We start from the raw sequence: 24,413 nt of genomic DNA on the forward strand, positions 1-24,413 counted from the left end.
ACCACTCGATCACGCATCTCGCACAGAACATGCCAGCGCATTGTGGGCAAATGGTGGCTTCGTTACATCTCGTCCGGCGCGGATGTGCCGAGAATCGACAATCCGGATTTCAGAACAGCAGCAACGGCGCGCACCAGCCCAAGCCTGGCCTGGGTCAATTCTCTATCGTTAGCCTTAACAAACCGTAACTCGGGATTATCACGGCCCTTGTTGTAATGCGCGCTGAAAACGCCCGCCAGGTCGTAGAGGTAATACGGCAGGCGGTGCGGCTCCATCGCGGAGGCGGCTGATTCGATCAATCTGGGATATTCTGCCAGTTTAGCGACAAGCTGCAACTCGTTCGGGTCGGTAATCAATTTTTTCGCCGCTTCGGACAGGGCTTCGGCGCCGATATCGAGATCCGGGAAAGCTTCCAGCGCCTGACGGACCACCGAAGCGCAACGCGCATGCGCATATTGCACATAGAAGACCGGGTTGTTGCTCGACTGCTCCGTCACCTTGGCGAAGTCGAAATCGAGCTGCTCGGTGCTCTTGCGATAGATCATCATGAAGCGGACGGCGTCGGAGCCGACTTCGTCCACCACATCGCGCAGCGTGACGAAATTACCGGCGCGCTTGGACATCTTGAACGGCTCGCCGTCCTTGTAGAGATTGATCAGCTGGTAGAGCAGCACGGTCAGCTTGGCCTTGCCCTCGGACACGGCGCGCGCCACCGCTTCGAGACGCTTGACATAGCCGCCATGGTCGGCGCCCAGCACATAGACCATCTCGGAGAAGCCGCGATCGTACTTGTTCTTGAAATAGGCCACGTCGGCGGCGAAATAGGTGTAGGAGCCGTCGGACTTCATCAACGGACGGTCCATGTCGTCGCCGACATCGGTGGAGCGGAACAGCACCTGTTCGCGGTCCTCCCAGTCTTCCGGAACCTGGCCCTTCGGCGGCGGCAGCGAGCCGCGATAGACATGGCCCTTATAGGTCAGGTCGTTGATGGCGCTCTGGATCAGCGCGCCGCCATCGGCATGCAGCGAGCGCTCAGAGAAGAACACGTCGTGATGGACCTTGAGCATGGCGAGGTCGTCGCGGATCATCGCCATCATCGCGTCGATGGCGCGTTCCTTGATGATCGGCATCCATTCGGCCTCGGTCATGCCGCGAAGCTTCGAGCCGAATTCATCCTTGAGCGCATGACCGACCGGAACGAGATAATCGCCCGGATAGAGGCCCTCGGGAATATCGCCGATCGTTTCGCCCAGCGCCTCGCGGTAACGCAGGAAGACCGAACGGGCCAGCGTATCGATCTGCGAGCCGGCGTCGTTGATGTAATATTCCTTGGTGACCTCATAGCCGGCCGCGATCAGCACATTGGCGAGCGAATCGCCCACCACCGCGTTGCGGCAATGGCCGACATGCATCGGGCCGGTCGGATTGGCCGAGACATATTCGACATTGACCTTGCGGCCGCCGCCGATGGTCGAGCGGCCATAGGCCTCGCCCGCCACGATCACCCCCGCGAGGAAACGGCTCCAATAGGCGCCGGAAAGGCGGATATTGATGAAGCCGGGGCCGGCGACCGCCACCTCGGCCACATCGGCGTCTTCCTTCAGATGCTTGATGATCTCCTCGGCCAGCGCGCGCGGCGCCATGCCCATCGGCTTGGACAGAACCATGGCGGCATTGGTTGCGAGGTCGCCATGCGAGGCGTCGCGCGGCGGTTCGACGACGACGCGGGCGAGATCAGCGCCACGCTTGTCCTCCGGAATGACCTTGTCGGTCAGGATGGATTTGATCCGGGTTTCGAATTCCGCAAACAGGTTCATCGCATATCCTTTCGGCGGCGGTCGCTGGTGCAGCCGCCGTCTCAGCCTTGTCGCGGGCTGCCCTATCGCAAATCCGGTGTGTGGTCAAACAAGCGCCTATGGGCCGCGACGGCGTAATTGTCGGTCATGCCGGCGAGATAATCGCCGACATGGCGCGCTTTGATCTGCTCGGGCATGCTGTCGAAGCGATCGTACCAGTAATGGCTCTGCATCTCCTTCGGCGCGGCCATGAAGGCGGAATAGAGATCGGTGACGATCTGGGCGGCGCCGGCGCGGATGCGCATGATCTCGGGATGCCGGTAAATATGGGTGAAGAGCAGCTTCTTGATCTGCTTGTCGGTGACCGCCATGTCCTCGGCGAAGCTCGCGAAGGTCAGGCCTGCGGTCCTGATGTCGTCCGCTGTCTCCGGCCTCACATCCTTGAGCCGCTGCTGGGTGACGCCGATCACGTCCTCCACCATGCGGGTGATCTGGCGGCGCATGATCTCATGGGTCAGCCGGCTTGCCTCGAGACCGGGGTAACGGTCCCGCACCTCACGGATCAGCCCCGACAGAAAGGGCACTTCCTCCAGCATGTCGAAGGTCAGGTAGCCCGAGCGCAGGCCGTCGTCGATGTCATGGGTGTTGTAGGCGATGTCGTCGGCGATGGCCGCCACCTGGGCTTCCAGGCTGGCGTGATTGGAGAGTTCGAGATCGTGAAGGGCGCAGTAGTCCAGGATCGGTTGCGGCACGGGACCGCGCGTCCCTTGCCCGTCCGGGCCGACCAGCGGGCCGTTGTGCTTGACGAGCCCTTCGAGGCTTTCCCAAGTCAGGTTCAAGCCGTCGAATTCCGCGTAACGGCGTTCGAGCTTGGTGACGATGCGCAGCGACTGGGCGTTGTGGTCGAAACCGCCATAGGGTTCGAGGGCTGCGTGCAGCGCATCCTCGCCGGTATGGCCGAAGGGCGTGTGGCCGAAATCATGCACCAGCGCCACGCCCTCGGCGAGGTCCTCGTCCAGCTTCAGCGCGCGCGCCAGAGCCCGGGCGATCTGCGCCACTTCGATCGTGTGGGTCAGTCGCGTGCGATAATGATCGCCGTCATGGGCGATGAACACCTGCGTCTTGTGCTTGAGGCGCCGGAAAGCGGTGGTGTGGACGATGCGGTCGCGATCGCGCTGGAAATCGGAGCGCGTCGGGCTGCCGCCTTCGGAAAACAGTCGTCCGCGCGTCTTCCAGGCGTCCGCGGCATAAGGCGCGAGCGCGCCGACGCCGAAACCGAGGGCCTGCCTGTCTATCGTCATGAACTCCATTCCCATTGACGCCTGTGAGCCTCCTACTTACCTAGTGCGTCCAGTCAATAAAAGCAGGACATTGCCCGAAGCTTCTCTTTTGGCGTATCATCAACTCACCCAACGGACCTTGACCCCGATTGGAGAGGAAGACCAGCATGAGCAACATGATTTCACTCACCGACGCGGCCGCCCGCCGCATTGCCGCAATCGTCTCCAAGGACCCCGCCAAGACCGCACTGCGCGTCTCGGTCGAAGGCGGCGGCTGTTCGGGCTTTTCCTACAAGTTCGATCTGGTGAGCGACCAGGGCGACGACGATCTGGTGATCGAGAAAAACAGCGCCAAGGTGCTGATCGATTCGATGTCCGTCGTCTATATGGAAGGTTCCGAAATCGACTTCGTCGACAATCTGATGGGCCAGAGCTTTCAGATCAAGAATCCGAATGCGGTGGCAAGCTGCGGATGCGGAACGAGTTTCGCCATCTGAGGCTGTTCGGCGATTGATTCAGGATCTGGCAGCACATGCCGGAAAAGGTTAGACAAACCCTCCGAGACATCGATCGCCGAGGAAGATCCGCATGAAAATCGCCACCTGGAACATCAACGGCGTCCGCGCGCGCATCGACAATCTGCTGGCCTGGCTGAAAGAATCGGCGCCGGATATCGTCTGCCTGCAGGAAATCAAATGCCAGGACGACGCCTTCCCGCGGGGCGAGATCGAAGCGCTCGGCTACCATGTCGAAACCCATGGCCAGAAGGGCTTCAACGGCGTGGCGCTGCTTTCCAAGTTGCGCCCCGAAGACGTGCTGCGCGGCTTGCCCGGCGACGATGCGGACGAGCAGTCGCGCTATATCGAGGCGGTGTTCTCGGTCGAGGGCGGCGCAGTGCGCGTCGGCTGCCTCTATCTGCCCAACGGCAATCCGTCCGCCGATCCGGTCAAATATCCTTACAAGCTCGGCTGGATGCAGCGCCTCGAGGCGCATGCGCGGGACCGACTGGCGCTCGAAGAGCCGTTCATTCTCGCCGGGGACTACAACGTTATCCCCGAGCCGCATGACTGCTGGGACCCGAGAGTCTGGGAGGGTGACGCGCTCTTCCTGCCGGCGACGCGGCAGGCGTTCCGGCGGCTCGAAAATTTCGGCTTGACGGACGCCGTCAGGGCGACGTCGGACGGCGCGCCGCTCTATACGTTCTGGGATTATCAGGCCGGCAGCTGGCAGAAGAATTGGGGCATCCGCATCGACCACCTGCTGCTGTCGCCGGAGGCCGCCGATCGGCTGCAATCGACCAGCGTGGAAAAATATGTCCGCGACTGGGAAAAGCCGTCGGACCATGTGCCGGTCGCTGGCGTCTTCGCTTTCTGAGACGGTCAGCCGAACAGGCGATCGCTCGCGAAAATCAGCGCATGGCCGTGGATGCCGAGCGCGGCGTAATAGGCGAAGCCGACCAGCATCCGCTCGGCGGGCGTCATCTCGTCGAGTTCATGCCGCGGCTTCACCGTCGATTTGCCCTGGGTCAGAAAGCTCAGAGCCAACATCACCGCAAGGCCCCCGTAAAGCGCGGTCATCGGAATACCGATCCGCCAGCCGATCCATAGCACCGCCGCAGTGACCAGGAATGTCGCGCCCATCAAGCCGTCGCGGGTCGGAAACACCTGGCGGATCACCTGACCGCCGTCGAAGCGCGACATCGGCAGCAGGTTGAGCATGTTGAACGCGCCGCTGACCAGCAGGAACAGAAGCACCAGATCGGCCGCTTGCGGATTGGGTCCGGACGCCAGGCCGTGCAGAGCCACGCCGATCGGCACGAGAAAGGCCGAAAAGCCGGCGCCCATCAGGGCGCAGACCGCGACTTCCAATTTCGAATTATAGGGTCTGCCGCCGACCGCCAGCCCCCGAGCAGCGGTATGAAGATCATCCGCACCTTCTGATGACCGAACGCGCGATAGGCCGCCATATGGCCCAACTCGTGACACACGATCGTTACGGTGAGCATCGTCGACAGCATCAGGCCGTGGGTGGTCAGGCCGAGAAACGGCCAGAGCAGCAATGTGGACAAAACCGCCAGCAGGACTTGCGTCATAGGACGCTCCAGCATCCCCGTCTGTTCAGCTTTCCCCGTCTTCAACCAGGTCTCGATATCGCGCAGTTCCCGCCGGAGCATGATGACGCGATAGAGAAAGAACGCCAATCCACGGTAGCGATCGGCCAGCTCCACCGTCAATTCCGACCTGCCGTCCCTCGCCGTCACGCTGCGCGTCTCCGCATAGTCGGACCAGAAGACGGGGTCCAACGCCGAATCTTCGACCACGCGCGCGGCATAGGCGAGTTGGCCATGAGCCGGGATGCTTTCCAGCGCGAGGATGCGACGGATCGGCTCTCCCCGGCGATCGTGGTGGCTCATGGTCTGGAGCACGCGACCTTCGCCCTCGCCGGCCTGGCTTTCGACAATCTTGGGCGACCAGGTGGCGTGCGCGCCGAGCGGATGAACCATCGCCCAGACCTGTTCCGGCGCCGCGTCGAAGGTTCGGCGCATGACGATGCGGCGACGGCCGAGCGGCGCGGCCATCAGCAGCCAGAGCAGCCCGACATTCAACGCAAGCAACAGGATCGAGGAAGGTGACAGGGGCATGGGCGCTCCAAAAGAAGACGTTGACCCATGTTTAGACGCCGGACTGTTGAGACCGTGCTGTGTCTTTCGTTAAATTTCGAACGGTGTCACTCGAAAGCGTGATTTTCGCTGCACGGCTTGAAGTGAACCGCCACCACGGCGCCGTCCCTGTTGAAAAACCGCGCGTCCCCACGCAATCCGTCGGCGAAAGACTGGATCAGGCGGAACCCGAGCTGACGGCTGGTCGACGGATCGAAATCCGCGGGATAGCCGCCGCCATTGTCCTGCACCTCGAGAATCGCCGATCCGTCCTCCTGACGCTTGAGCCCGAGCGACAAGCGAAGCCTGCTCGAGGCAGAGCCGGCATGTTTCAGCGCGTTCATCAGCGCTTCGAGCACGATCATCGACAGATTGGTGAGCTGCTGCACGCTGAGTTCGATGGGATCGCAATCGACGGCGAGTTCGTAGTCGCTGACGCCGCCGGTGGTGAGCAGATCCTCACATAATTCGCGGAAAAACTTGTCGAGCCGGACGGCGTCGGTCGAAGGGTCGTAGAGCCGGCGATGCACGCGCGACATCTGGTCGATCCGCAGCCTCGCATCCTGCAGAACATCCACGGCTTCGGGAATATGCTTGAGCTTACGCTGGCTGATCGACAGAAGCGAGGCCACCATGGCGAGATTGTTCGCCGTTCGGTGCTGCAGTTCCTGAAACAGTGAGCGTTGATGGCGGGCGAGGTCCAGCCGCTCTTCAGCCAGCTTGCGGCTCCGCTCCTTTTCGATTTCGAGCGCCGCGATCGACTTGTTCAACCAGGCGATGATCGTGATGTCGATCGTGGCGACCAGCGCGAAATAGGCGAGAGCGAGAATGACCGGCGCGCTGACGCCGAATTCGCTATATGGCGCAATGAAGAAATACCAGGCGGACAGCAAGGAAAGGACGGCGCATAGTATACCCGCGCGCGCGCCGCCGAACACACTCGACAAGATGACCGCAGGAAAAAACGTCAAAAAGGGAAAGCCAGGCGGCAAATAATCGTCCGACGCCATACGAAGGACAAGCGCCAATACGAACGAGACGAGCGCAAGGCCGTATCCAAACCCGGGAACCCGTTGGACGTTGCTGGCGAACCGATGTAATCCGATCAAGCGACGTTCATACCAGGCACCGTCTGTCCACATGTCACTCCGCCTTTCGATTGCGGCATATTCGCAAATCTTTCAAAGACATCCCGCAGCAAATTAGAAGATAAGTCAACACGAAGATTTGATAAAAGCCACGTGTCTCGCCGGCATTGCAACGCAAAAAGCCCGCCTTGAAAGGCGGGCTTTTTGATTGGTGCGGTCGAGAAGACTCGAACTTCCACGGGTTGCCCCACAGCGACCTCAACGCTGCGCGTCTACCAATTCCGCCACGACCGCATCGTGGTAGAGTGCCGAACTCCGTCGGCGAGGGAGCATCTAGCAAATGGATTCCGGCCGCACAAGAGCGGTGTGAAAGATTTTTGACGATATTTTTTCGGCGCCGCCGCAAAGCGGTGAAACTCTCGGCTTCGCCTTGCGCGGCTTGCCTTTGTGGATAAATTTCCCCACATAGGCGCAAGATCGCTTTCGAGGACTTTTTCGCCATGCAGCGCGCCGAACTCTCCCAGTCCATGTGGCCCCAAGTGGGTGGAAATCCAGTGCGCTGGCGCATTTCCGACGGGCTGGTGGACTATCTGGACGCGGTGGCCGAGATGGAATCGGAAGTCGCGAGAATCGCCGCCGGCGAGGCCGACGAACTGATCTGGCTGTTGGAGCATCCGCCGCTCTACACCGCCGGCACAAGCGCCGACGCCAAGGATCTGCTGTCGCCGGACCGCTTCCCGGTCTTCGCAACGGGGCGCGGCGGCGAATACACTTATCACGGCCCGGGACAGCGGGTCGCCTATGTGATGCTGGATCTCAAGCGGCGCCGGCAGGACGTGCGCGCCTTCGTCGCCGCACTGGAAGACGTGGTGATCGGCTCTCTTTCCGACATGAATATCCGCGGCGAACGCCGCGAGGATCGCGTCGGCGTCTGGGTGCAGCGGCCGGAGCGCCCTCGCCTGCCCGACGGCTCCATGACCGAAGACAAGATCGCCGCCATCGGCATCCGTTTGCGCAAATGGGTGAGTTTTCACGGCTTCTCCCTGAATGTCGACCCGGAACTCGATCATTTCGGCGGCATCGTGCCCTGCGGCATAGCGCAATACGGCGTGACCAGCCTCGTCGACCTCGGGCAACTGGTGATGATGAGCGATGTCGACACCATCCTGAAAGCCAATGTGGAGCGGGTGTTCGGGCCGGTGGAGATAGAGCGCCGCCTCTGATGCGCTTTCGTTCCGCCCGCCCCGACCCGTCTTCGGCGGAGCGCCGATTGCGAGCGTGAAGCCGGAGTGCTATGGCCTCGGCGAACGCGCCGCGCCGCGCGACCTACAAGACCAAGCGACTGTTATGGGAGACGCGCAGATGCACAGACCGATCCGGATCGCCCCCTCCATCCTCGCCGCCAATTTCGCCCGGTTGGGACAGGATGTGACGGACGCCGTGGAGGCTGGCGCGGACTGGATCCATCTCGACATCATGGACGGACATTTCGTCCCCAACATCTCCTTCGGCCCCGATGTGGTGAAGGCGCTGAGGCCGCTGACCGACGCGGTGTTCGACTGCCATCTGATGATCGCGCCCGCGGACCCTTATCTCGAAGCTTTCGCCAAGGCGGGCGCCGACATCATCACCGTGCACGCCGAAGCCGGCCCGCATCTGCATCGCTCGCTGCAGGCGATCCGCGCGCTCGGCAAGAAGGCCGGCGTCTCGATCAATCCCGCCACGCCGGAAAGCGTGCTCGACTATGTGCTCGACCAGGTCGATCTCATCCTGGTGATGAGCGTCAATCCCGGCTTCGGCGGCCAGAAATACATTCCCGCCGTGACCGAAAAGATCGCCCGCATTCACAAGATGATCGGCGACCGCCCGATCGAACTGGAAGTCGATGGCGGAATCACCGCGGAGACGGCCGGCATTCCGGCGGCGGCCGGCGTCAATGTGCTGGTGGCGGGCTCCGCCGTCTACAAGGGCGACGGCGTCGAGGCCTATCGCGCCAATATCGCCGCCATTCGCGCAGCGGCGCAAAAGGCGCGCGGATGAAAACGCGCCTCCGAGCCCTCCTGTTGTCAATCGCCTTCGCGGCTGGCGTTTCCCAGACCGGCCCCACGCGCGCAGGCGATGCGGCGGAAATGCGGGTGATCGGCTTTTCCGCCGATGCAAGGATGTTCGCCTTCGAGGAATTCGGCGTGCAGGACGGCTCTGGTTTTCCCTATTCCAACATCTATGTGATCGATCTCGAGCGAGACAAATTCGCGCCGGGATCCCCCGTTCGGGTAACGGTCGAGCGCGAGGCGCCGCTCAAGGAGGCGCGGGCGCTCGCCTGGGCAAAGGCGAAAGGGCTGATCGTCCGCTACGGCGCGGATTCCGACCCCGGCGCCTTCGCAGCCTATCGCGCCGCCGCCGATATCGGCGCGAATGCCGAGACGGTCCGCTTCAACCGCTATCCGCGGGCTCCGGGCGTGGCGAAACCCTATTCGGTGAAACTTCAGGCTAAACCGTTTCCGGCCACGAAAGACTGCCTGAACGCCAGCAACGGCTTCAACGGCTTCCTGCTGAAGCTCGTCGAAGCGAGCGGTAAAGCCGTCGACCGGATTCTATACGAAGATGGGTCGGTTCCCCCGAGCCGCAAATGTCCGACCGGATATCGGATCGGGGCGATCGTGATGGACAACGATCGAGCCGCGACCTCCGTCGCCATGATCCAGGCCTCCAGCCAGGGTTTCGAAGGCGACGACATCAGATGGATCGCAGTCCCTGTTCATCTGGATGCGCCATGACCTCGGCGCGCAGCCGTCTGGGCTCATTCGTGGCGCGGATGGCGGACACGGCCCCGACGCCGGCGGCCGTCCTTTTCGGTTCCCCGTGTTCGGAGCGTTGATGGGTCTCGTGGCCGGGATCGATCTTTATGACCGCAATCAGTTCCTGACGCCGCAATGGCCGGCGGTGCTGGCGATGTTCTTTCTGGGCGGCGCGCTTGGTTTCGCCCCGGCGCTTTGGCTGTCGCGGCTGGCCTTCGGCAGACGCAGGCGGATCGCCCGCACGATGGGCGCGACCCTCGTCGCGGCGCTCGCCACCCATCTGGCGCTCGCAGCGTTGTTCGCGCTCGAATACCGCTTCTATTATTCCCATTGGCATGCGCCCGCTTTCACGATCGTCTGGGGCTTTCAATTCGCCTTCACCACGCTCAGCGCCGCCTATCAGTTCACCGTCATCTCCTTTTCCATCTACGGATTCCCGGGAGCCGCGATTTTCCTGGGTTTCGGCCTGTGGTTTGGCCGCTCATCGCATTGAAGCGGGCGGCCGCATTTGTTAGACGGGCCGCAACCCCAAGCGCCGCAAGGAAAGCCGCCGATGATCCCGCGTTACTCCCGCCCCGAAATGGTCGCCATCTGGTCGCCGGAAACCAAGTTCCGCATCTGGTTCGAGATCGAAGCGCATGCCTGCACGGCGCTCGCCAAGATCGGCGTCATTCCCGAGGAGTCCGCCAAGACGATCTGGGAAAAGGGATCCGCCGCGCAGTTCGACGTGGCGCGCATCGACGAGATCGAAGCCGTCACCAAGCATGACGTCATCGCCTTCCTCACCCATCTCGCCGAGTTCATCGGCCCCGACAGCCGCTTCGTCCACCAGGGGATGACCTCGTCCGACGTGCTCGACACGACGCTGAACATCCAGCTCGTCCGCGCCGCCGACCTTCTGCTCGCCGGCATGGATCGCGTGCTCGCGGCGCTCAAGACACGCGCCTTCGAGCACAAAGACAGCGTCCGCATCGGCCGCAGCCACGGCATTCATGCCGAGCCGACGACGATGGGCCTGACCTTCGCACGCTTCTACGCCGAGATGAGCCGCAACCGCGCCCGCCTCGTCGCCGCCCGCGCCGAGATCGCCACCGGCGCGATCTCGGCGCCGTCGGCACCTTCGCCAATATCGATCCTTCGGTTGAGGAATATGTCTGCGAACAACTCGGCCTCGCTCCGGAGCCGGTGTCGACCCAGGTCATTCCGCGCGACCGCCATGCGATGTTCTTCGCGACGCTGGGTGTGATCGCCTCGTCGATCGAGAATGTCGCCATCGAGATCCGCCACATGCAGCGCACGGAAGTGCTGGAGGCCGAGGAATTCTTCTCGCCGGGTCAAAAGGGCTCGTCTGCCATGCCGCACAAGCGCAATCCGGTGCTGACCGAAAACCTCACGGGCCTCGCCCGTCTCGTGCGCATGTCGGTCGTCCCCGCCATGGAAAACGTGGCGCTCTGGCATGAGCGCGACATCAGCCATTCGAGCGTCGAGCGCGCCATCGGCCCCGACACCACGATCACGCTGGATTTCGCGCTGAACCGTCTGGCCGGCGTCATCGAGAAGCTGGTGATCTATCCCGACAACATGCTCAAGAACATGAACAAGTTCCGCGGCCTCGTCATGAGCCAGCGCGTGCTGCTGGCGCTGACCCAGGCCGGCGTGTCGCGCGAAGATTCCTATCGCCTCGTGCAGCGCAACGCCATGAAAGTGTGGGAACAGGGCAAGGACTTCCTCGAAGAACTGCTCGGCGACGCCGAAGTGCGCGCGGCGCTGAGCGAAGACGAAATCCGCGAAAAATTCGACCTCGGCTATCACACCAAGCATGTCGACACGATCTTCCGCCGGGTGTTCGGCGCGGCGTAAGCCCTCATCGATCCGAGATTGAAACGGCGCGGCTCGCGATGGGCTGCGCCGTTTTCTTTGGGATGTCTGTGACATTTTTCGAAATGCGCGCGCTTTCATAGCTTTATTCCGCTTGGATGAGCGATGATGGATGGAATAAAATCGCGGCGCCGGCCGTCAAGGGGAGGCAATGGCGCGATCCCGGCGCGCACAGGTTTGAACCCGGGGCATGTTCAAGGGGCCACTATGCCACGCATTATCCGCAGCGTCCTGCCAGCGACGCTTCTTTCATTGGGTCTCGCCATGAGCCCCATGACCTCAGTCGCCACTCATGCGGCGCCATCCGCCGCCTACCAATCCAAGAAGCTGAACGCCGCCCAGCTGCTGGACAAACAGGCCCAGGCGATCCTGGTGACCGCACGCGCGATCAATGCGCTTCCCAGGAGCAAGCGGGGCAAATCGGCGCCCTTGCTCAAGGCGCTTGCCGAAGCCGCCAAGCAATTGAAGGCCGTCGATAAGGCAGCGCGCTCCAAAAATTCCGCCAATCTCGCCAAAAGCCTGCCAAAATACGCCTCCGCCGTCGCCCAGGTGGAGTTGAGCTACGGTCTTTCCGGGATCAAGGACAGGAAGGTCAAGATCGGCGTCGAAACGCTCGGCAAAGCCTGGGAAAACTATCTGAAGCGAGTGAAGGGCGGCAAAGCCGCCAACGCCAAGGATGCTGCCGTCAAGAACGGTCGCCGTCTGGCCGCGATGCAGAAGCGGCTCGCCGAGATGGCTGCGCTGAAAGCGCTGAACGCCAGCCAGAGGAAGGAAGTCGAGAGGCTGCAACGCCTGCTCGATCGCGCCTCACGCGCAAACCGGCTGCCGAGCCAGCAATGGCAGACGATCTACCTGATCGCGACGTTCGAAGGCTATTACTCCGGTTATTATTACTGGTATGCGGCCTATGAACCGGAATATTACACCGTCTATCGCGACCAGTGGGATTACATCTCGACGGCAACGACCTATTTCTACGAGGAGACGACCTACTACTACGAATCCTATTCTTGGGAGACATATCAGGAAACCGTTCAAGTCTCACAAAGCTACGACTTCTCCTACTCCGCAGAAGAATATCAGTCGTTCACCAGCGAATATGAAAGCGTCGAATCCAATTTCGCCGAAACGGTCGAGGAGGCATACGCGTCCGAGGAAGAGGTGAAGCAAATCGAAGCCGCCGAAAGCTACGACTCGCAGGAGGTGATCGAGGATGCGGCTGAAATTGCCGATCCGCAAGCGGACGAAGCGGCGACGCTGGAAGACGAGCCCGCCACCGCCGCTGACGACGAGCAGGCTATGCCCGTCGATGATCCGGACGACGTCATGGCCGACGATGCGCAGGATCAGCCGGCCGACGCGGCCGATGCGCCTGCGGACGTTTCCAATCAGGAGCAGGCGGCGCCGAAGGACAATACCGGGGAGATGAACGCCGACGAACAGTCGCAGGAGCAGGAGCAGGCGCCGGACGCGAGCGATCGGGACAATCTCCAGGACGAGCAGGCCGCGCCTCAGGAAGACAATTCCGAACAGGCCGCGCCTGCCCAAGACGATGGCGAGCAGGCCGCTCCGGTCGACGAAGCGCCGGAGGAAGCGGCGCCTGCAGACGACGGCTCCGATCATGCCGCGCCGATGGAGGAAGAGCCTACAGACGCGGCGCCCGCCGAGGATGAAACCGAGCAAGTCGCGCCTGCCCAAGACGATGGCGAGGAACCCGCCCCCGTCGACGAAGCGCCGGAGGAAGCCGCCCCTATGGACGACGGCTCCGACCAAGCTGCACCGATGGAGGAAGAGCCTGAAGAAGCGGCGCCCGCCGAGGATGATCAGAGCCAGATGGATGAGCCGGCCGATGATGGCGGCGAGGCCATGTCAGACGACTCGGGTGGGCAGGAAGAAGCCGCGCCCGATGACGGCGGAGCCGACATGCCCGCGGAGGAGTCTGCCGACGACGGCGGCGAAGTCGAGTAATAGTGCGAACCGACATAGTGGGAAGTCACTCAGCGCAACTGACCGATAGCCACGGGCAGAGCGCTTGACACCGCCGCCGCACGAACGCATTTGAGGGGAATGAAAGCTTCTGAAACTGACATTCTCCTCATCCCCGGAGTCGGCGCGCCGCACCCGGACCACTGGCAGAACCGATGGTCCGCACGGCTCGGCACCGCGCGGCGCGTGGAGCAGGCCTCCTTCACCCAGCCGGACCGCGACGCCTGGATCGAGACCATCCGCAAGGCCATCACCGAGGCCGAGCGGCCGGTCGTGCTCGTGGCGCATAGCCTGGGAATCGGAGCGGCTTTGCACGCTCTCGACGGAGCCGCCGACAAGGTCGCCGGAGGTTTCTTCGTCGCGCCGCCCGACTTGACGCTCAAAGGGCCGCGCAAGAAGATCTTCGAGACCTTCGGCCCTTATCCCAATGCGCCCTTGCCCTTCCCCTCCATCACCGTGGCGAGCCAGAACGACATCCACGGCTCCTATGAGCATGCGGGCGACGTGGCCAACGCCTGGGGCTCGTTTCTGGTGGACGCGGGCAATTCCGGCCATATCGACATCGACTCGGGTCATGGCCCTTGGCCCGAGGGCACGATGGTCTTCGCGCAATTTCTGTCGCGGCTGAAGCCGCGGGCCTGACGCCTGTCGCAAAGCAACAAAAAAGCCGCCCCGAAGAGCGGCTTTCACGGTGAGGATGGCTGAACTCAGCCCTTTTCGATCTGGTCGGCGGCCACCGACAGCAATTCCGACAATTTGGCGCGGATCTCTTCGGCGGACTTGGACACGCCGCCTGCGGTCAGATCGCCTTCGACCTTGCGCACCACGTCTTCATCGCCGGCTTCCTCGAAATCGGCCGCGACGACTTCCTTCGCATAAGCGTCCGCATCGGTCTTGCCGAGCAGTTCGGCGGCCCAGAGGCCGAGCAACTTGTTGCGCCGGGCGATGATCTTGAATTTCTTTTCTTCATCGTGGGCGTATTTGTTTTCGAAGGCCTTTTCGCGATCGCTGATAGCCGACATTGGGGTCTCCCGAATTGTTGCATCGTCCGCGACGCTTATAGTCGTTCAATTCGGAAATCGAAAGTGCGATTTCGTCTCAGGCGCCCGACGGTTCGCGGCAAAACCGCATAGGACAACCGCCCCGACGGAAAATCCCGGCGGAGCGGCTGAAAGTGGAGTTATATCGGATCGGTCAGGCGGCGACGGCCTGCTGCTCGGCGAAGAGAAGCTCGACCATCTTCACGCGGACTTCGTAATGGGCGCAGGCAATGCCGGCCCGGTTCAGGTCGAGGCGCACCTTGCCGGCCATCACGTCGTCGTCCGGTGTCGCGAGATAGAGGTCGGAGAGCTGCGAGGCGTAGGCGTCGGCATCGGCGCCGATCTGTTCGGCGGCCCAGGCGGCGAGGCGGCGGGTGCGGCGCATGATGGCGTGGAAGCGCGCATCCTCGTCATGAGCGAACTTGTTTTCGAGCGTGCTTTCGATTTTCTTGATGTTCTTCATTTTCTCGTCCCCGTTTGTCTGTGATCTTGGCGATCATCGTTTCGACAAGACCGGTTATACAACTTGCGACTGAAAACTTCGCAAAACGGTTCATTACAATTCTCTCTAAGCGCCGATCTCTGGACAGCGGACGATGCGTGATTGTGAATTCCGATCTTTTCGGCTAATGAGCGTTTAACGCATCGACGGGGCGCCGCAGTCCGCGTGAGTCCCCGCCAAACGAAAAGAGAAGACTTTATGAACAACCGCCGCCGCCGGATTTACGAAGGCAAGGGGAAGATCCTTTACGAAGGTCCGGAACCTGGCACGCTCGTGCAATTCTTCAAGGACGACGCCACAGCGTTCAACAAGAAGAAGCACGAGATCATCGATGGCAAGGGCGTCATCAACAACCGCATCTCCGAGTTCGTCTTCACGCATCTGAACCGGATCGGCATTCCCACGCATTTCATCCGCCGCCTCAACATGCGCGAGCAGTTGATCCGCGAAGTTGAGATGATCCCGCTCGAAGTCGTGGTGCGCAATGTCGCCGCCGGCGAACTCGCCTCGCGCCTCGGCATCGAGGAAGGGCTGGTGCTGCCGCGGTCGATCATCGAATTCTACTACAAGTCGGACGCGCTCGACGACCCGATGGTGTCGGAAGAACACATTACCGCCTTCGGCTGGGCGAGCCCGCAGGAACTCGACGACGTGATGGCGCTTGCCATCCGCATCAACGATTTCCTGACCGGCCTCTTCCTCGGCGTCGGAATCCAGCTCGTCGATTTCAAGATCGAATGCGGCCGCCTCTATGAAGGCGACATGATGCGCATCATCCTCGCCGACGAGATCTCGCCGGATTCCTGCCGTCTCTGGGACATCGAAACCCGCGAGCGGCTCGACAAGGATCGCTTCCGCAAGGATCTCGGCGGTCTGCTCGACGCCTATCAGGAAGTTGCGCGCCGTCTGGGCATCATCAATGAGAACGAGCCTATCCGCGGCGCAGGCCCGGTGCTCGTCAAGTCGGACTGAACGGTCCGCAGCCAGCTTCTATCGGATATGCAGAGGGACATATGATCAAGGCGCGTGTAGTTGTTACGCTGAAGAACGGGGTTTTGGACCCGCAGGGCAAGGCCATCGAGGGCGCGCTGTCGGCGCTCGACTTCTCCGATGTCGGCAGCGTCCGCCAGGGCAAGGTTTTCGACATCGAAATCGCCCATGACGACAAAGCCAAGGCGGAAGCCGATCTCAAGGCGATGTGCGAAAAGCTGCTCGCCAACACCGTGATCGAAAACTACAGCGTCAGCCTGGGCTAATCTGAAGCTCGTAGTTGAACTTGAGGCCGCTGCGGGATTTCTCGCGGCGGTTTTTTGCATTTTGACCATTCTCATGCCTAGGATCTACCCTAAAGAAGATATATGGTTGTCGAGCTCGTTATGGTTGAGGAACAGCCGATGGCCGACGTGACGCAGGAATTGATGTTCGAAATCTTGAAGAACCTTCAGCAGCGCTTCGACAAAGTGGATCACGCGGTTTCCGAGTTGCGGCAGGACATGCTGTCCATTCGTGGCCATCTTCACAATGTACAGGGTGATCTGAATGGCATTAGGAGCGTTTGCGCCCGTATTGATGATCGGACCGATCGCATCGAGACGCGGCTCGACCTGCGCGAATTCGCAGAAGCGGCGCAAAAGCCCCTGACGCCTTGAAACATCGTGATGCCCACTGACGCCCAGATTTCCAAATTCATGAGCTATGTTCTGCGCCATGCGCCGCACGAGCTCGATCTTGAACTCGACCCGCATGGCTGGACCGACTACTCGCAGTTCAGCGACAGGCTGTGCGAGAAGCTCGGCGCGTCCGACGACGACATCCGGCGCGTCATCTCCGAGAACGCCAAGAAGCGGTTCACACTTGAAAATGGCCGTATCCGCGCCGCCCAAGGGCACAGCGTTGACGTCGATCTGGCGCTGGAAGCGGTCACGCCTCCGAGGATCCTCTATCATGGAACGACGGCGGCAGCCTGGGAGGAGATCCGGACATCCGGCCTGAAACCAGCCATGTCCATCTGTCGCCCGATCTCGAAACGGCCAGGCAGGTCGCCATGCGGCGACGCGGTCCGCATATGCTGTTGACGGTGGATGCGGTGGCCATGGCGGAAGCAGGTTATGCTTTCCTTCGCGCCGACAATGGCGTATGGCTCACCGCGAACGTCCCGCCGGACTATTTGTCCCCCGTTACGGAGATTGCCCGATGAAATCCGCCGTCGTCCAGCTTCCTGGCCTCAACCGCGACCGCGACATGATCGCCGCCCTGACCAAGATTTCGGGCCAGGCGCCCTTGACCATCTGGCAGACCGAGACCGAGATCCCCGACGTCGACCTGATCGTCATCCCCGGCGGCTTCTCCTATGGCGACTACCTGCGCTGCGGCGCGATCGCGGCGCGCATGCCGGTCATGCAGGCGATCCGCGAAAAGGCGGACAAGGGCGTGAAGGTGATGGGCGTCTGCAACGGCTTCCAGATCCTGCTCGAAGCCGGCATGCTGCCGGGCGCCCTGATGCGCAACGCCTCGCTGAAATTCGTCTGCCGCGAAGTGAAGCTCGAAGTGGTCAACGCCGAAACCGACTTCACCCGCGCTTATGAAAAGGGCCAGATCATCCGCTCGCCGGTCGCCCATCACGACGGCAATTATTTCGCCGACGCCGAGACGCTGGCGCGGATCGAGGGCGAAGGACAGGTGCTGTTCCGCTATACGCCCGAGACCAATCCGAACGGCTCGATCAACCACATCGCCGGCCTGATGAACGCCAAGGGCAATGTTCTCGGCATGATGCCGCATCCGGAAAACTTGATCGAAGCCGCCCATGGCGGCTCCGACGGCAAGGGCATCTTCGCCTCGGCGCTCGACGTCATCGCCGCCTGAGACCTCCCAAAGCTGCAACCTGTCCGACCTCGTTCGACGGAGACATTCGGCATGCGCCTTCCGGCCCGCACCGCGCTCATCGCCTTTTCGGCGCTCGCTGCTTCCTGTTCGACGCCCCAGGCCCCTGCCCCGCAGGCGTCGATGCGCGCGCTGCCGGTGATGGAGCGCGTCGCACTCGGCGCCAATGCCTGCTGGTTCAAATCCGGCGACCCCGCTTTCAAGAAGTACCGCCTCGCCCCGGAACTCAATTCGTTCAGCGGCACGCCGCGCATTCTCCTGGTGCCGGCGCATTCGCCCGAATCGCGGCCGCTTCTGGTCGTTCAGGCGAGCGGTGAGCGGGCCAAACTCAGCGCTTTCGGGCCGATGATGCAGGACGCTTCGGTGTCCGGCCGGATCAACGCCGACGTGCTGCGTTGGGCGCGCGGCGGCAAGGGCTGCTGATCTGCGCCAATTCGGCGCGACGAAGGCGTCCGAATTCGGGACAGGCTGCAACAATTCGGAAACCAGCCCGTCGCGCATAACGCGAACTTTCGATAGAATTCTCAGCTTCAGGCTGCCGATCAAGCTTCGGCGGCGGTCTTCATGTGGACGAAAGCGTTTCACCTGTGAGCCGATTAGAATTTTAGCGAAACGCTTAACCGGGATTTCAATCCGGAAAGCGAGGCTTGCCCCGATCAATCCAGGGGAGAGAGCCATGAAGACTCCGACATCCATGCTTGTCGACCGAAGCGGCAACTTCGCGCTGATGGCTGCGCTGGTGGCCACGCCGGTGATCATGGCTTCGGGCATCGCGATCGACATGATCACCGCCTACACCACACGGACCGAAATGCAGAACGCAGCCGATGCGGCCGTGCTGGCGGCGGCGAGTTCGGGCGAAACGGAGCCCACGGTTCTCGAGACAATTGCGAAGAATTCGTTCGAGGCCAATTTCAAGTCGGCCTTCGCGAGCGAGGTGCGGATCACCGATTTCACCGTATCGTCCGACAACCGCATCACGCTGAAGGCGTCCGCCAGGACGCCGTTGACGCTCGCCAAGATCATCCGGCCCGACGGTATCGATGTGAAGATCCTCTCCCAAGCGCAATCCGGCAGCGAAGACGATATCGAAATCGCGCTTGCGCTCGACAACACCTATTCGATGACCGGCCAGAAGCTGACCGATCTCAAGGCGGCGTCGAATGCGCTGCTGGACGTCTTCGAGAAGATGGACGCCAAGCAGAAGAAGGCGCGGTTCTCGATCGTGCCGTTTTCCCGTTACGTCAATGTCGGCATGTCCTATCGCAACGCCAGCTGGCTCGACGTGAAGGACGACTATTCCACGACGGCGCGGGTCTGCACCAAGTCGCGACCGGTCGTTTCGCAAAGCGGTTGCACGACGGAGAAGAAGACGGGCTACAATGACGGCGTGCCCTATACCTACGACCAGAAGGTTTGCAGCAACACCGTCTATGGCGATGAGGTCGAAACCTGCTCCAACAAGACGACGAACTACAAATGGAGCGGCTGCGTCGGCTCACGCACCAACCCGCTCGACACCCAGGATATCAGCCCGGACAAGAAATATCCGGGGCTCATGAACATCAAGTGCGGCGCCGCGATCACCACGCTGACGAGCGACTACACGAAACTGCGCGCAGCGATCAAGGCGATGGTCGCCAATGACGAAACCTACATCGCGCCCGGCGTACTCTGGGGCTGGAACACGCTGTCGCAAGGCGAGCCCTTCACGGACGGAAAAGCCTATGACGCCGACGTCAAAAAATTCATCATCATCATGACGGACGGCACGAATACGGTCTCTCCCACCTATCCTACCCACACCAAGAAGGACACGGTCAAATCCAACACGCTGATGAGCACCGTCTGCCAGAACGCCAAGAACAAGGGCGTTACGATCTTCACCGTGGCCGTTGGAATCGACAAATCCTCCAGCACTGCGGTCGAGCTCGGAAAATGCGCTTCCGATGCCGATAAAGCTGTGCTGGTTCAGAATCGAATACGTTGATCGGCGTGTTCGAGGGAATCGCCGGGCAGATCCTCACGCCGAGACTGACGATGTAGACCGGTTCACTCCGGGTCTGCGCCTTCACGGCCAGATCCAGCGCCGCGCCTCGGCTTCCGCCTGGCGGCGACTGATCCCGATATCCTCGAGCGCTGCATCGGTGAGGTCGGCGAGATGAAGACGGGTCCGCCGGTTGCGGCGCATGCGGAGGAAAAGCCACACCAACCTGCGCGCCAGCAATGGCTTGATTTCGCTTATATCGCGCGATATCATTGTCTCTATTGTCATCATTTGCACTCGCTTCAAATGAACATTGTCTCGTAATGCTCCTATGCCTTGACTGTTGAAAGGTGACAATATATAGAATTGTCACCATGACACATTGGCTTCCAGACCTTAAAGCCGGCACAGGCCCGCTTTATGTCCGCATAGCGGACGCCGCCGAGACGGCGATCAAGACGGGCGCGCTCGCGGATGGCGCGAAATTGCCGCCGCATCGCGACCTCGCCTATGATCTCAAGGTGACAATCGGGACAATCACTCGCGCTTATGCGCTGCTTCGCGAGCGCGGCCTGGTCTCCGGCGAAGTCGGACGCGGCACCTATGTGCAGGGCGGAAGGCGCGACGCGTCGCCCGCCGGCGACCCGCTGACCTCTGCGTATGGCGGCACTCGGGCCCTCGTGCCGCCATCGGGCAAGCTCCGCTTCGACACGACCGCCGCCGTCGATGTCGGCCAGGCCGAGATCATCGGCCGGGTGATGATGGAGATCGCGACGGAGCATCCGAGCGAGATTTCGAGCTACACCCGGACCATCTCGCCGGATTGGGCGGAGGCAGGGCGGCGTTGGCTTGCGCAGGGAGGATGGGCGCCGGACCCCGAGACCGTCCTGCCGCAACTCGGCGTCCATGCCGGCGTCAACGCCGTGATGGCGGCCGTGACCGGGCCGGGCGACCGCCTGGTCTGCGAACACCTCACCTATTCGCAGGTCGCCCGCAGCGCGACGCTGATGGGCCGCCGCATCGTGCTGGCCGACATGGACGAGCAGGGCGTGCTGCCGGAGGATTTCGAGCGCGTCTGCGCGCGCGAGCATCCGAAGGCCGCCTTCATCATGACGTCAGGACAGAATCCGACGACCTCCTGCCTGCCGTTGTCGCGGCGCAAGGACATCATCGACATTGCTCGGCGTCACAATGTCTGGCTGATCGAGGATTATCTCTATGGCGGAATGATCGCCGACGGCATTCCGACGCTTGCCGAACTCGCCCCGGACAGGACCTTTATTCTCAATGGACTGTCGAAATCGGTCGCCGCCGGCGTGCGCGGCGCCTGGGTCGCCTGCCCTCCCCATATGGCGCAGCGTGTGCGTCTGACGCAGAAGCTTGTGAGCGGCGGCCTGCCCTTCCTGCTGGCGGAACTTTCGGCGCGGCTGGTTCTCTCCGGCGCGGCGGAGGAGATACGCGACCGCGTCCTCACGGAACTGGCCGAGCGGGAAGCGGCGGCTCGACGTCTTCTGGCCGGCCAGGAGTTTCGCTCGCATCCACGCCTACCCTTTCTATGGTTGAAGCTCCAGGAACCCTGGCTCTCGGGCACGTTCAAACAAGCGGCGCTCGATCAGAACGTGTTGATCGACGACGAGGACGAGTTCAAGGCGGCGCGCACCGACCGGGTGTTCCATCACGTCCGGATCGGCTTCAGCGAGGGCCGCGATCGACAGATTTCACTCGGTGGACTGGAAACGATCGGCCGTATTCTGCATCAGGCGCCCTCAGGCGAAGGCGCGGTGATATGACGAAAAAGCCGCCGGCGCATTTGCGCCGACGGCTTTTCGAAATCGAAGCCTGCGGTCCGGTTACAGCCGGTCGACGCCGTTTTTACGGCATCCTTGGCTTCGCCCACAGCCTTCTGGGTCTTGCCCTTCAGCTCCTGAGCGGCGCCTTCACCTTCGAGGCGGTGGTTGTCGGTGGCGCGGCCGACGGCCTGCTTGCCCTTGCCGATCGCTTCATTGGTGGCGCCTTTGACCTTGTCTGCTACAGAACCCATGTCGAAGCTCCTTTTGTTTGCTTGTGACAGCAGGAAAACGCGTGATCGCCGAACCGGTTCCCTGTGGCCAGATTACAGTTCGTTCATGTTCGGACGCGTCCCGATCCCGCATATGCGGAGAATGCGATTCCTGCGGAATTGCGCCTGTTGATCCCGCATTTTCCAGTCGCATCGCCGCCGCCCATCGGCTATAGGCAGGCAAACGCCGCCCTCCAACTTTTTCCGAGAGCCCGATGACCGTTTCCAACGACCGCCCGATCACCCCGGACCTCATCGCCAGCCATGGCCTCAAGCCGGACGAATATCAGCGTATTCTCGATCTGATCGGCCGCGAACCCACCTTTACCGAGCTCGGCATCTTCTCGGCGATGTGGAACGAGCACTGCTCCTACAAATCGTCCAAGAAATGGCTGAAGACGTTGCCGACCAAGGGTCCGCGCGTCATCCAGGGTCCGGGCGAGAACGCCGGCGTGGTCGACATCGACGACGGCGACGTCGTGGTCTTCAAGATGGAGAGCCACAACCATCCCTCTTACATCGAGCCCTATCAGGGCGCGGCGACCGGCGTCGGCGGCATTCTGCGCGACGTCTTCACCATGGGCGCGCGCCCGGTGGCGGCGATGAACGCGCTGCGCTTCGGCGCGCCTGATCATCCCAAGACGCGACATCTCGTGGCGGGCGTGGTGGCCGGCGTCGGCGGCTACGGCAATTCCTTCGGCGTGCCCACCGTGGGCGGCGAGGTGGAATTCGACGCGCGCTACAACGGCAATATTCTCGTCAACGCTTTCGCGGCGGGCCTGGCGAAATCCGACGCCATCTTCCTGTCGGAAGCCAAGGGCGTGGGCCTGCCCGTCGTCTATCTCGGCGCCAAGACCGGCCGCGACGGCGTCGGCGGCGCGACGATGGCCTCGGCCGAATTCGACGAGTCGATCGAAGAAAAGCGTCCGACCGTTCAGGTCGGTGACCCCTTCACCGAAAAGTGCCTTTTGGAAGCCTGCCTCGAACTGATGCAGACCGGCGCCGTCATCGCCATCCAGGACATGGGCGCGGCCGGCCTCACTTGCTCGGCCGTGGAAATGGGCGCCAAAGGCGATCTCGGCATCGAGCTCGATCTCGACACCGTGCCGGTGCGCGAAGTCAGCATGACCGCCTATGAGATGATGCTGTCGGAGAGCCAGGAGCGCATGCTCATGGTGCTCGAGCCCTCCAAGGAAGAGGTCGCCAAGGCGATCTTCGTCAAATGGGGCCTCGACTTCGCCATCGTCGGCAAGACCACCGACGACCTGCGGTTCCGCGTCAAGCATCAGGGCGTCGAAGTCGCCAATCTGCCGATCAAGGATCTCGGCGACCAGGCGCCGGAATATGACCGTCCCTGGACGCCGGCCGTCAAGCCCGCGCCGCTGGCGGAAAACGACGTGCCGCAGGCCGACATCGCCGAGGCGCTGGTCAAGCTGGTGGGTTCGGCCAACAATTCCTCGCGCCGCTGGGTGTGGGAACAGTATGACACGCTGATCCAGGGCAATTCGCTGCAGCTTCCGGGCGGCGACGCCGGCGTGGTGCGCGTCGACGGCCACAAGTCGAAGGCCCTCGCCTTCTCGTCCGACGTCACCCCACGCTATGTCGAGGCCGATCCGTTCGAAGGCGGCAAGCAGGCGGTGGCGGAATGCTGGCGCAACATCACCGCCACCGGCGCGCTGCCGCTGGCGGCGACCGACAATCTCAATTTCGGCAATCCGGAAAAGCCCGAAATCATGAGCCAGCTCGTGCACGCCATCAAGGGCATCGGCGAGGCCTGCACGGCGCTCGATTTCCCGATCGTGTCGGGCAACGTGTCGCTCTACAACGAGACCAACGGCCAGGCGATCATGCCGACCCCGACCATCGGCGGCGTGGGCCTCATTGCCGACTGGTCGGCGATGGCGCGCATCGCCTTCTCCGAAGACAATGAATGCATTCTGCTCGTCGGCGCGCCGCCCTCCTGGGGAACGCATCTGGGACAATCGGTCTATATGCGCGACATCCACGGCCGCACAGACGGCCCGCCGCCGGCAGTCGATCTCGCCCACGAGCGCAAGGTGGGCGATTTCGTTCGCGAACTGATCCGCGATCGCACCGCGACCTCGGTGCATGACTGCTCGTCGGGCGGTCTCGCGCTGGCGATCGCCGAAATGGCCATGGCTTCCGGCATCGGCGCGACGATCAACGCGCCCGACGGCGCCAATCCGATCCCGGTGTATTTCGGCGAGGACCAGGGGCGTTACGTGGTGACGGTGTCGCGCGACGATCTCGATTCGGTTCTGGAGATGGCCGAGACCCGCGGCGTGTTCGCCCCCTTCATCGGCGTGACCGGCGGCGCAGCCGTCACGCTCGGCGCCGCCAAGTCCATAGCAATTGAAGAATTGCAAAAGGCGCATGAATCATGGTTCCCTGATTTCATGGATGGCCGCAAAGAGGCCGCCGAGTAAGCAGGAGACT

General features: G+C 62.1%; 25 protein-coding genes, 1 tRNA gene and 2 pseudogenes. 18 read left to right on the plus strand and 10 right to left on the minus strand.

Translation table 11 applies throughout. The annotated features are described in order from the left end of the window. Positions 1 to 62: 62 nt before the first annotated feature. Both argS and H2O14_RS03630 read right to left on the minus strand, forming a co-directional pair. Complete coding sequence (argS, locus tag H2O14_RS03625) at positions 63 to 1,817, minus strand: arginine--tRNA ligase (RefSeq protein WP_182826552.1); 1,755 nt, start codon at positions 1,815 to 1,817, stop codon at positions 63 to 65. A 62-nt stretch (positions 1,818 to 1,879) separates the two neighbouring features. Continuing rightward, positions 1,880 to 3,097 carry a deoxyguanosinetriphosphate triphosphohydrolase gene (locus H2O14_RS03630; RefSeq protein ID WP_182826553.1) on the minus strand — a complete coding sequence of 406 codons (1,218 nt, stop codon included), beginning with the start codon at positions 3,095 to 3,097 and terminating at the stop codon, positions 1,880 to 1,882. Between the two features lie 146 nt (positions 3,098 to 3,243). Here H2O14_RS03630 and erpA point away from each other — a divergent pair, with 146 nt between their 5' ends. Both erpA and xth read left to right on the plus strand, forming a co-directional pair. After that, positions 3,244 to 3,573 (plus strand): iron-sulfur cluster insertion protein ErpA, encoded by a 330-nt coding sequence (erpA, locus tag H2O14_RS03635; protein ID WP_182826554.1) that lies wholly within the window; start codon positions 3,244 to 3,246, stop codon positions 3,571 to 3,573. Positions 3,574 to 3,664: 91 nt separating this feature from the next. Further along, a complete protein-coding gene (xth, locus tag H2O14_RS03640) occupies positions 3,665 to 4,450 on the plus strand; it encodes an exodeoxyribonuclease III (protein ID WP_182826555.1) in 786 nt (261 codons plus the stop codon). Positions 4,451 to 4,455: 5 nt separating this feature from the next. Here xth and H2O14_RS27050 read toward each other — a convergent pair whose 3' ends face one another. The 4 genes from H2O14_RS27050 to H2O14_RS03655 form a co-directional block, all read right to left on the minus strand. After that, a complete protein-coding gene (locus tag H2O14_RS27050) occupies positions 4,456 to 4,944 on the minus strand; it encodes a hypothetical protein (protein WP_246697282.1) in 489 nt (162 codons plus the stop codon). Then, positions 4,920 to 5,717 (minus strand): SRPBCC family protein, encoded by a 798-nt coding sequence (locus tag H2O14_RS27055; protein WP_246697283.1) that lies wholly within the window; start codon positions 5,715 to 5,717, stop codon positions 4,920 to 4,922. The genes H2O14_RS27050 and H2O14_RS27055 overlap by 25 nt, the downstream gene beginning before the upstream one ends. Positions 5,718 to 5,803: 86 nt before the next feature. Then, positions 5,804 to 6,877 carry a sensor histidine kinase gene (locus tag H2O14_RS03650; RefSeq protein WP_182826556.1) on the minus strand — a complete coding sequence of 358 codons (1,074 nt, stop codon included), beginning with the start codon at positions 6,875 to 6,877 and terminating at the stop codon, positions 5,804 to 5,806. A gap of 155 nt (positions 6,878 to 7,032) precedes the next feature. Beyond that, positions 7,033 to 7,117, minus strand: a tRNA-Leu gene (locus H2O14_RS03655). Between the two features lie 206 nt (positions 7,118 to 7,323). Here H2O14_RS03655 and lipB point away from each other — a divergent pair. The 7 genes and pseudogenes from lipB to H2O14_RS03690 all read left to right on the plus strand — a co-directional run bounded on the left by lipB (position 7,324) and on the right by H2O14_RS03690 (position 14,127). After that, positions 7,324 to 8,046, plus strand: a complete 723-nt coding sequence (gene lipB / locus H2O14_RS03660) for a lipoyl(octanoyl) transferase LipB (RefSeq protein ID WP_182826557.1) — start codon at positions 7,324 to 7,326, stop codon at positions 8,044 to 8,046. A 139-nt stretch (positions 8,047 to 8,185) separates the two neighbouring features. Beyond that, positions 8,186 to 8,863 (plus strand): ribulose-phosphate 3-epimerase, encoded by a 678-nt coding sequence (rpe, locus tag H2O14_RS03665; RefSeq protein ID WP_182826558.1) that lies wholly within the window; start codon positions 8,186 to 8,188, stop codon positions 8,861 to 8,863. Beyond that, positions 8,860 to 9,600 (plus strand): DUF2259 domain-containing protein, encoded by a 741-nt coding sequence (locus H2O14_RS03670; RefSeq protein ID WP_182826559.1) that lies wholly within the window; start codon positions 8,860 to 8,862, stop codon positions 9,598 to 9,600. Before rpe ends, H2O14_RS03670 begins: the two co-directional genes overlap by 4 nt. 100 nt (positions 9,601 to 9,700) lie before the next feature. Beyond that, positions 9,701 to 10,114, plus strand: a complete 414-nt coding sequence (locus H2O14_RS03675; protein ID WP_182826560.1) for a hypothetical protein — start codon at positions 9,701 to 9,703, stop codon at positions 10,112 to 10,114. Between the two features lie 60 nt (positions 10,115 to 10,174). Further along, positions 10,175 to 11,481, plus strand: a pseudogene (purB, locus tag H2O14_RS03680) (adenylosuccinate lyase). Between the two features lie 282 nt (positions 11,482 to 11,763). Beyond that, positions 11,764 to 13,467 carry a hypothetical protein gene (locus H2O14_RS03685; RefSeq protein ID WP_182826561.1) on the plus strand — a complete coding sequence of 568 codons (1,704 nt, stop codon included), beginning with the start codon at positions 11,764 to 11,766 and terminating at the stop codon, positions 13,465 to 13,467. A 99-nt stretch (positions 13,468 to 13,566) separates the two neighbouring features. After that, positions 13,567 to 14,127 (plus strand): RBBP9/YdeN family alpha/beta hydrolase, encoded by a 561-nt coding sequence (locus tag H2O14_RS03690; protein ID WP_182826562.1) that lies wholly within the window; start codon positions 13,567 to 13,569, stop codon positions 14,125 to 14,127. A 65-nt stretch (positions 14,128 to 14,192) separates the two neighbouring features. Here the strand turns inward: H2O14_RS03690 and H2O14_RS03695 are convergent, their stop codons facing one another. Together H2O14_RS03695 and H2O14_RS03700 are read right to left on the minus strand one after the other, a co-directional pair. After that, positions 14,193 to 14,507 carry a DUF1476 domain-containing protein gene (locus H2O14_RS03695; RefSeq protein ID WP_182826563.1) on the minus strand — a complete coding sequence of 105 codons (315 nt, stop codon included), beginning with the start codon at positions 14,505 to 14,507 and terminating at the stop codon, positions 14,193 to 14,195. Between the two features lie 172 nt (positions 14,508 to 14,679). After that, positions 14,680 to 14,988, minus strand: a complete 309-nt coding sequence (locus tag H2O14_RS03700; RefSeq protein ID WP_182826564.1) for an ATPase inhibitor subunit zeta — start codon at positions 14,986 to 14,988, stop codon at positions 14,680 to 14,682. Between the two features lie 237 nt (positions 14,989 to 15,225). Here H2O14_RS03700 and purC point away from each other — a divergent pair, with 237 nt between their 5' ends. From purC to H2O14_RS03735, 7 genes and pseudogenes are all read left to right on the plus strand, one after another. Then, positions 15,226 to 15,999, plus strand: coding sequence for a phosphoribosylaminoimidazolesuccinocarboxamide synthase (gene purC / locus H2O14_RS03705; RefSeq protein ID WP_182826565.1), 774 nt, complete (start codon positions 15,226 to 15,228; stop codon positions 15,997 to 15,999). A gap of 41 nt (positions 16,000 to 16,040) precedes the next feature. Further along, positions 16,041 to 16,283 (plus strand): phosphoribosylformylglycinamidine synthase subunit PurS, encoded by a 243-nt coding sequence (gene purS, locus H2O14_RS03710; protein ID WP_137158142.1) that lies wholly within the window; start codon positions 16,041 to 16,043, stop codon positions 16,281 to 16,283. 138 nt (positions 16,284 to 16,421) lie between these two features. Beyond that, positions 16,422 to 16,676, plus strand: coding sequence for a hypothetical protein (locus tag H2O14_RS03715; RefSeq protein ID WP_182826566.1), 255 nt, complete (start codon positions 16,422 to 16,424; stop codon positions 16,674 to 16,676). A 9-nt stretch (positions 16,677 to 16,685) separates the two neighbouring features. Then, positions 16,686 to 17,224: pseudogene (locus H2O14_RS03720) on the plus strand (RNA 2'-phosphotransferase). Continuing rightward, on the plus strand, positions 17,221 to 17,892 hold the full coding sequence (purQ, locus tag H2O14_RS03725) for a phosphoribosylformylglycinamidine synthase subunit PurQ (RefSeq protein WP_182826567.1): 672 nt from the start codon (positions 17,221 to 17,223) through the stop codon (positions 17,890 to 17,892). The pseudogene H2O14_RS03720 and the gene purQ overlap by 4 nt, the downstream one beginning before the upstream one ends. Before the next feature lie 51 nt (positions 17,893 to 17,943). After that, positions 17,944 to 18,333 (plus strand): hypothetical protein, encoded by a 390-nt coding sequence (locus H2O14_RS03730; RefSeq protein ID WP_182826568.1) that lies wholly within the window; start codon positions 17,944 to 17,946, stop codon positions 18,331 to 18,333. A gap of 253 nt (positions 18,334 to 18,586) precedes the next feature. Next, positions 18,587 to 19,900, plus strand: coding sequence for a TadE/TadG family type IV pilus assembly protein (locus H2O14_RS03735; RefSeq protein ID WP_182826569.1), 1,314 nt, complete (start codon positions 18,587 to 18,589; stop codon positions 19,898 to 19,900). An 81-nt stretch (positions 19,901 to 19,981) separates the two neighbouring features. On the opposite strand, the gene H2O14_RS03740 is transcribed toward H2O14_RS03735, so the two are convergent. Further along, positions 19,982 to 20,119, minus strand: coding sequence for a DUF1127 domain-containing protein (locus H2O14_RS03740; RefSeq protein ID WP_210275405.1), 138 nt, complete (start codon positions 20,117 to 20,119; stop codon positions 19,982 to 19,984). 152 nt (positions 20,120 to 20,271) lie between these two features. Here H2O14_RS03740 and H2O14_RS03745 point away from each other — a divergent pair, with 152 nt between their 5' ends. Further along, entirely contained in the window at positions 20,272 to 21,687 is a 1,416-nt protein-coding gene (locus H2O14_RS03745) for a PLP-dependent aminotransferase family protein (RefSeq protein ID WP_182826571.1), read from the plus strand. On the opposite strand, the gene H2O14_RS29235 is transcribed toward H2O14_RS03745, so the two are convergent. Further along, positions 21,654 to 21,938, minus strand: a complete 285-nt coding sequence (locus H2O14_RS29235; protein WP_182826572.1) for a CsbD family protein — start codon at positions 21,936 to 21,938, stop codon at positions 21,654 to 21,656. The genes H2O14_RS03745 and H2O14_RS29235 overlap by 34 nt on opposite strands. 233 nt (positions 21,939 to 22,171) lie before the next feature. Between H2O14_RS29235 and purL the strand changes: the two genes are divergently transcribed. Next, a complete protein-coding gene (gene purL / locus H2O14_RS03755; RefSeq protein WP_182826573.1) occupies positions 22,172 to 24,403 on the plus strand; it encodes a phosphoribosylformylglycinamidine synthase subunit PurL in 2,232 nt (743 codons plus the stop codon). Positions 24,404 to 24,413: the final 10 nt, after the last annotated feature.

Origin of the sequence: Rhizobium sp. G21, assembly GCF_014158035.1 — a bacterium.
Lineage (GTDB): Bacteria > Pseudomonadota > Alphaproteobacteria > Rhizobiales > Rhizobiaceae > Rhizobium_E.

Bases quoted from the DNA above. Each gene is read 5' to 3' on its own strand.
- argS (WP_182826552.1), bottom strand. From the start codon at position 1,817: ATGAACCTGTTTGCGGAATTCGAAACCCGGATCAAATCCATCCTGACC.
- H2O14_RS03630 (WP_182826553.1), bottom strand. From the start codon at position 3,097: ATGACGATAGACAGGCAGGCCCTCGGTTTCGGCGTCGGCGCGCTCGCG.
- erpA (WP_182826554.1), top strand. From the start codon at position 3,244: ATGAGCAACATGATTTCACTCACCGACGCGGCCGCCCGCCGCATTGCC.
- xth (WP_182826555.1), top strand. From the start codon at position 3,665: ATGAAAATCGCCACCTGGAACATCAACGGCGTCCGCGCGCGCATCGAC.
- H2O14_RS27055 (WP_246697283.1), bottom strand. From the start codon at position 5,717: ATGCCCCTGTCACCTTCCTCGATCCTGTTGCTTGCGTTGAATGTCGGG.
- H2O14_RS03650 (WP_182826556.1), bottom strand. From the start codon at position 6,877: ATGTGGACAGACGGTGCCTGGTATGAACGTCGCTTGATCGGATTACAT.
- lipB (WP_182826557.1), top strand. From the start codon at position 7,324: ATGCAGCGCGCCGAACTCTCCCAGTCCATGTGGCCCCAAGTGGGTGGA.
- rpe (WP_182826558.1), top strand. From the start codon at position 8,186: ATGCACAGACCGATCCGGATCGCCCCCTCCATCCTCGCCGCCAATTTC.
- H2O14_RS03670 (WP_182826559.1), top strand. From the start codon at position 8,860: ATGAAAACGCGCCTCCGAGCCCTCCTGTTGTCAATCGCCTTCGCGGCT.
- H2O14_RS03675 (WP_182826560.1), top strand. From the start codon at position 9,701: ATGGGTCTCGTGGCCGGGATCGATCTTTATGACCGCAATCAGTTCCTG.
- H2O14_RS03685 (WP_182826561.1), top strand. From the start codon at position 11,764: ATGAGCCCCATGACCTCAGTCGCCACTCATGCGGCGCCATCCGCCGCC.
- H2O14_RS03690 (WP_182826562.1), top strand. From the start codon at position 13,567: ATGAAAGCTTCTGAAACTGACATTCTCCTCATCCCCGGAGTCGGCGCG.
- H2O14_RS03695 (WP_182826563.1), bottom strand. From the start codon at position 14,507: ATGTCGGCTATCAGCGATCGCGAAAAGGCCTTCGAAAACAAATACGCC.
- H2O14_RS03700 (WP_182826564.1), bottom strand. From the start codon at position 14,988: ATGAAGAACATCAAGAAAATCGAAAGCACGCTCGAAAACAAGTTCGCT.
- purC (WP_182826565.1), top strand. From the start codon at position 15,226: ATGAACAACCGCCGCCGCCGGATTTACGAAGGCAAGGGGAAGATCCTT.
- purS (WP_137158142.1), top strand. From the start codon at position 16,041: ATGATCAAGGCGCGTGTAGTTGTTACGCTGAAGAACGGGGTTTTGGAC.
- H2O14_RS03715 (WP_182826566.1), top strand. From the start codon at position 16,422: ATGGCCGACGTGACGCAGGAATTGATGTTCGAAATCTTGAAGAACCTT.
- purQ (WP_182826567.1), top strand. From the start codon at position 17,221: ATGAAATCCGCCGTCGTCCAGCTTCCTGGCCTCAACCGCGACCGCGAC.
- H2O14_RS03730 (WP_182826568.1), top strand. From the start codon at position 17,944: ATGCGCCTTCCGGCCCGCACCGCGCTCATCGCCTTTTCGGCGCTCGCT.
- H2O14_RS03735 (WP_182826569.1), top strand. From the start codon at position 18,587: ATGAAGACTCCGACATCCATGCTTGTCGACCGAAGCGGCAACTTCGCG.
- H2O14_RS03745 (WP_182826571.1), top strand. From the start codon at position 20,272: ATGACACATTGGCTTCCAGACCTTAAAGCCGGCACAGGCCCGCTTTAT.
- H2O14_RS29235 (WP_182826572.1), bottom strand. From the start codon at position 21,938: ATGGGTTCTGTAGCAGACAAGGTCAAAGGCGCCACCAATGAAGCGATC.
- purL (WP_182826573.1), top strand. From the start codon at position 22,172: ATGACCGTTTCCAACGACCGCCCGATCACCCCGGACCTCATCGCCAGC.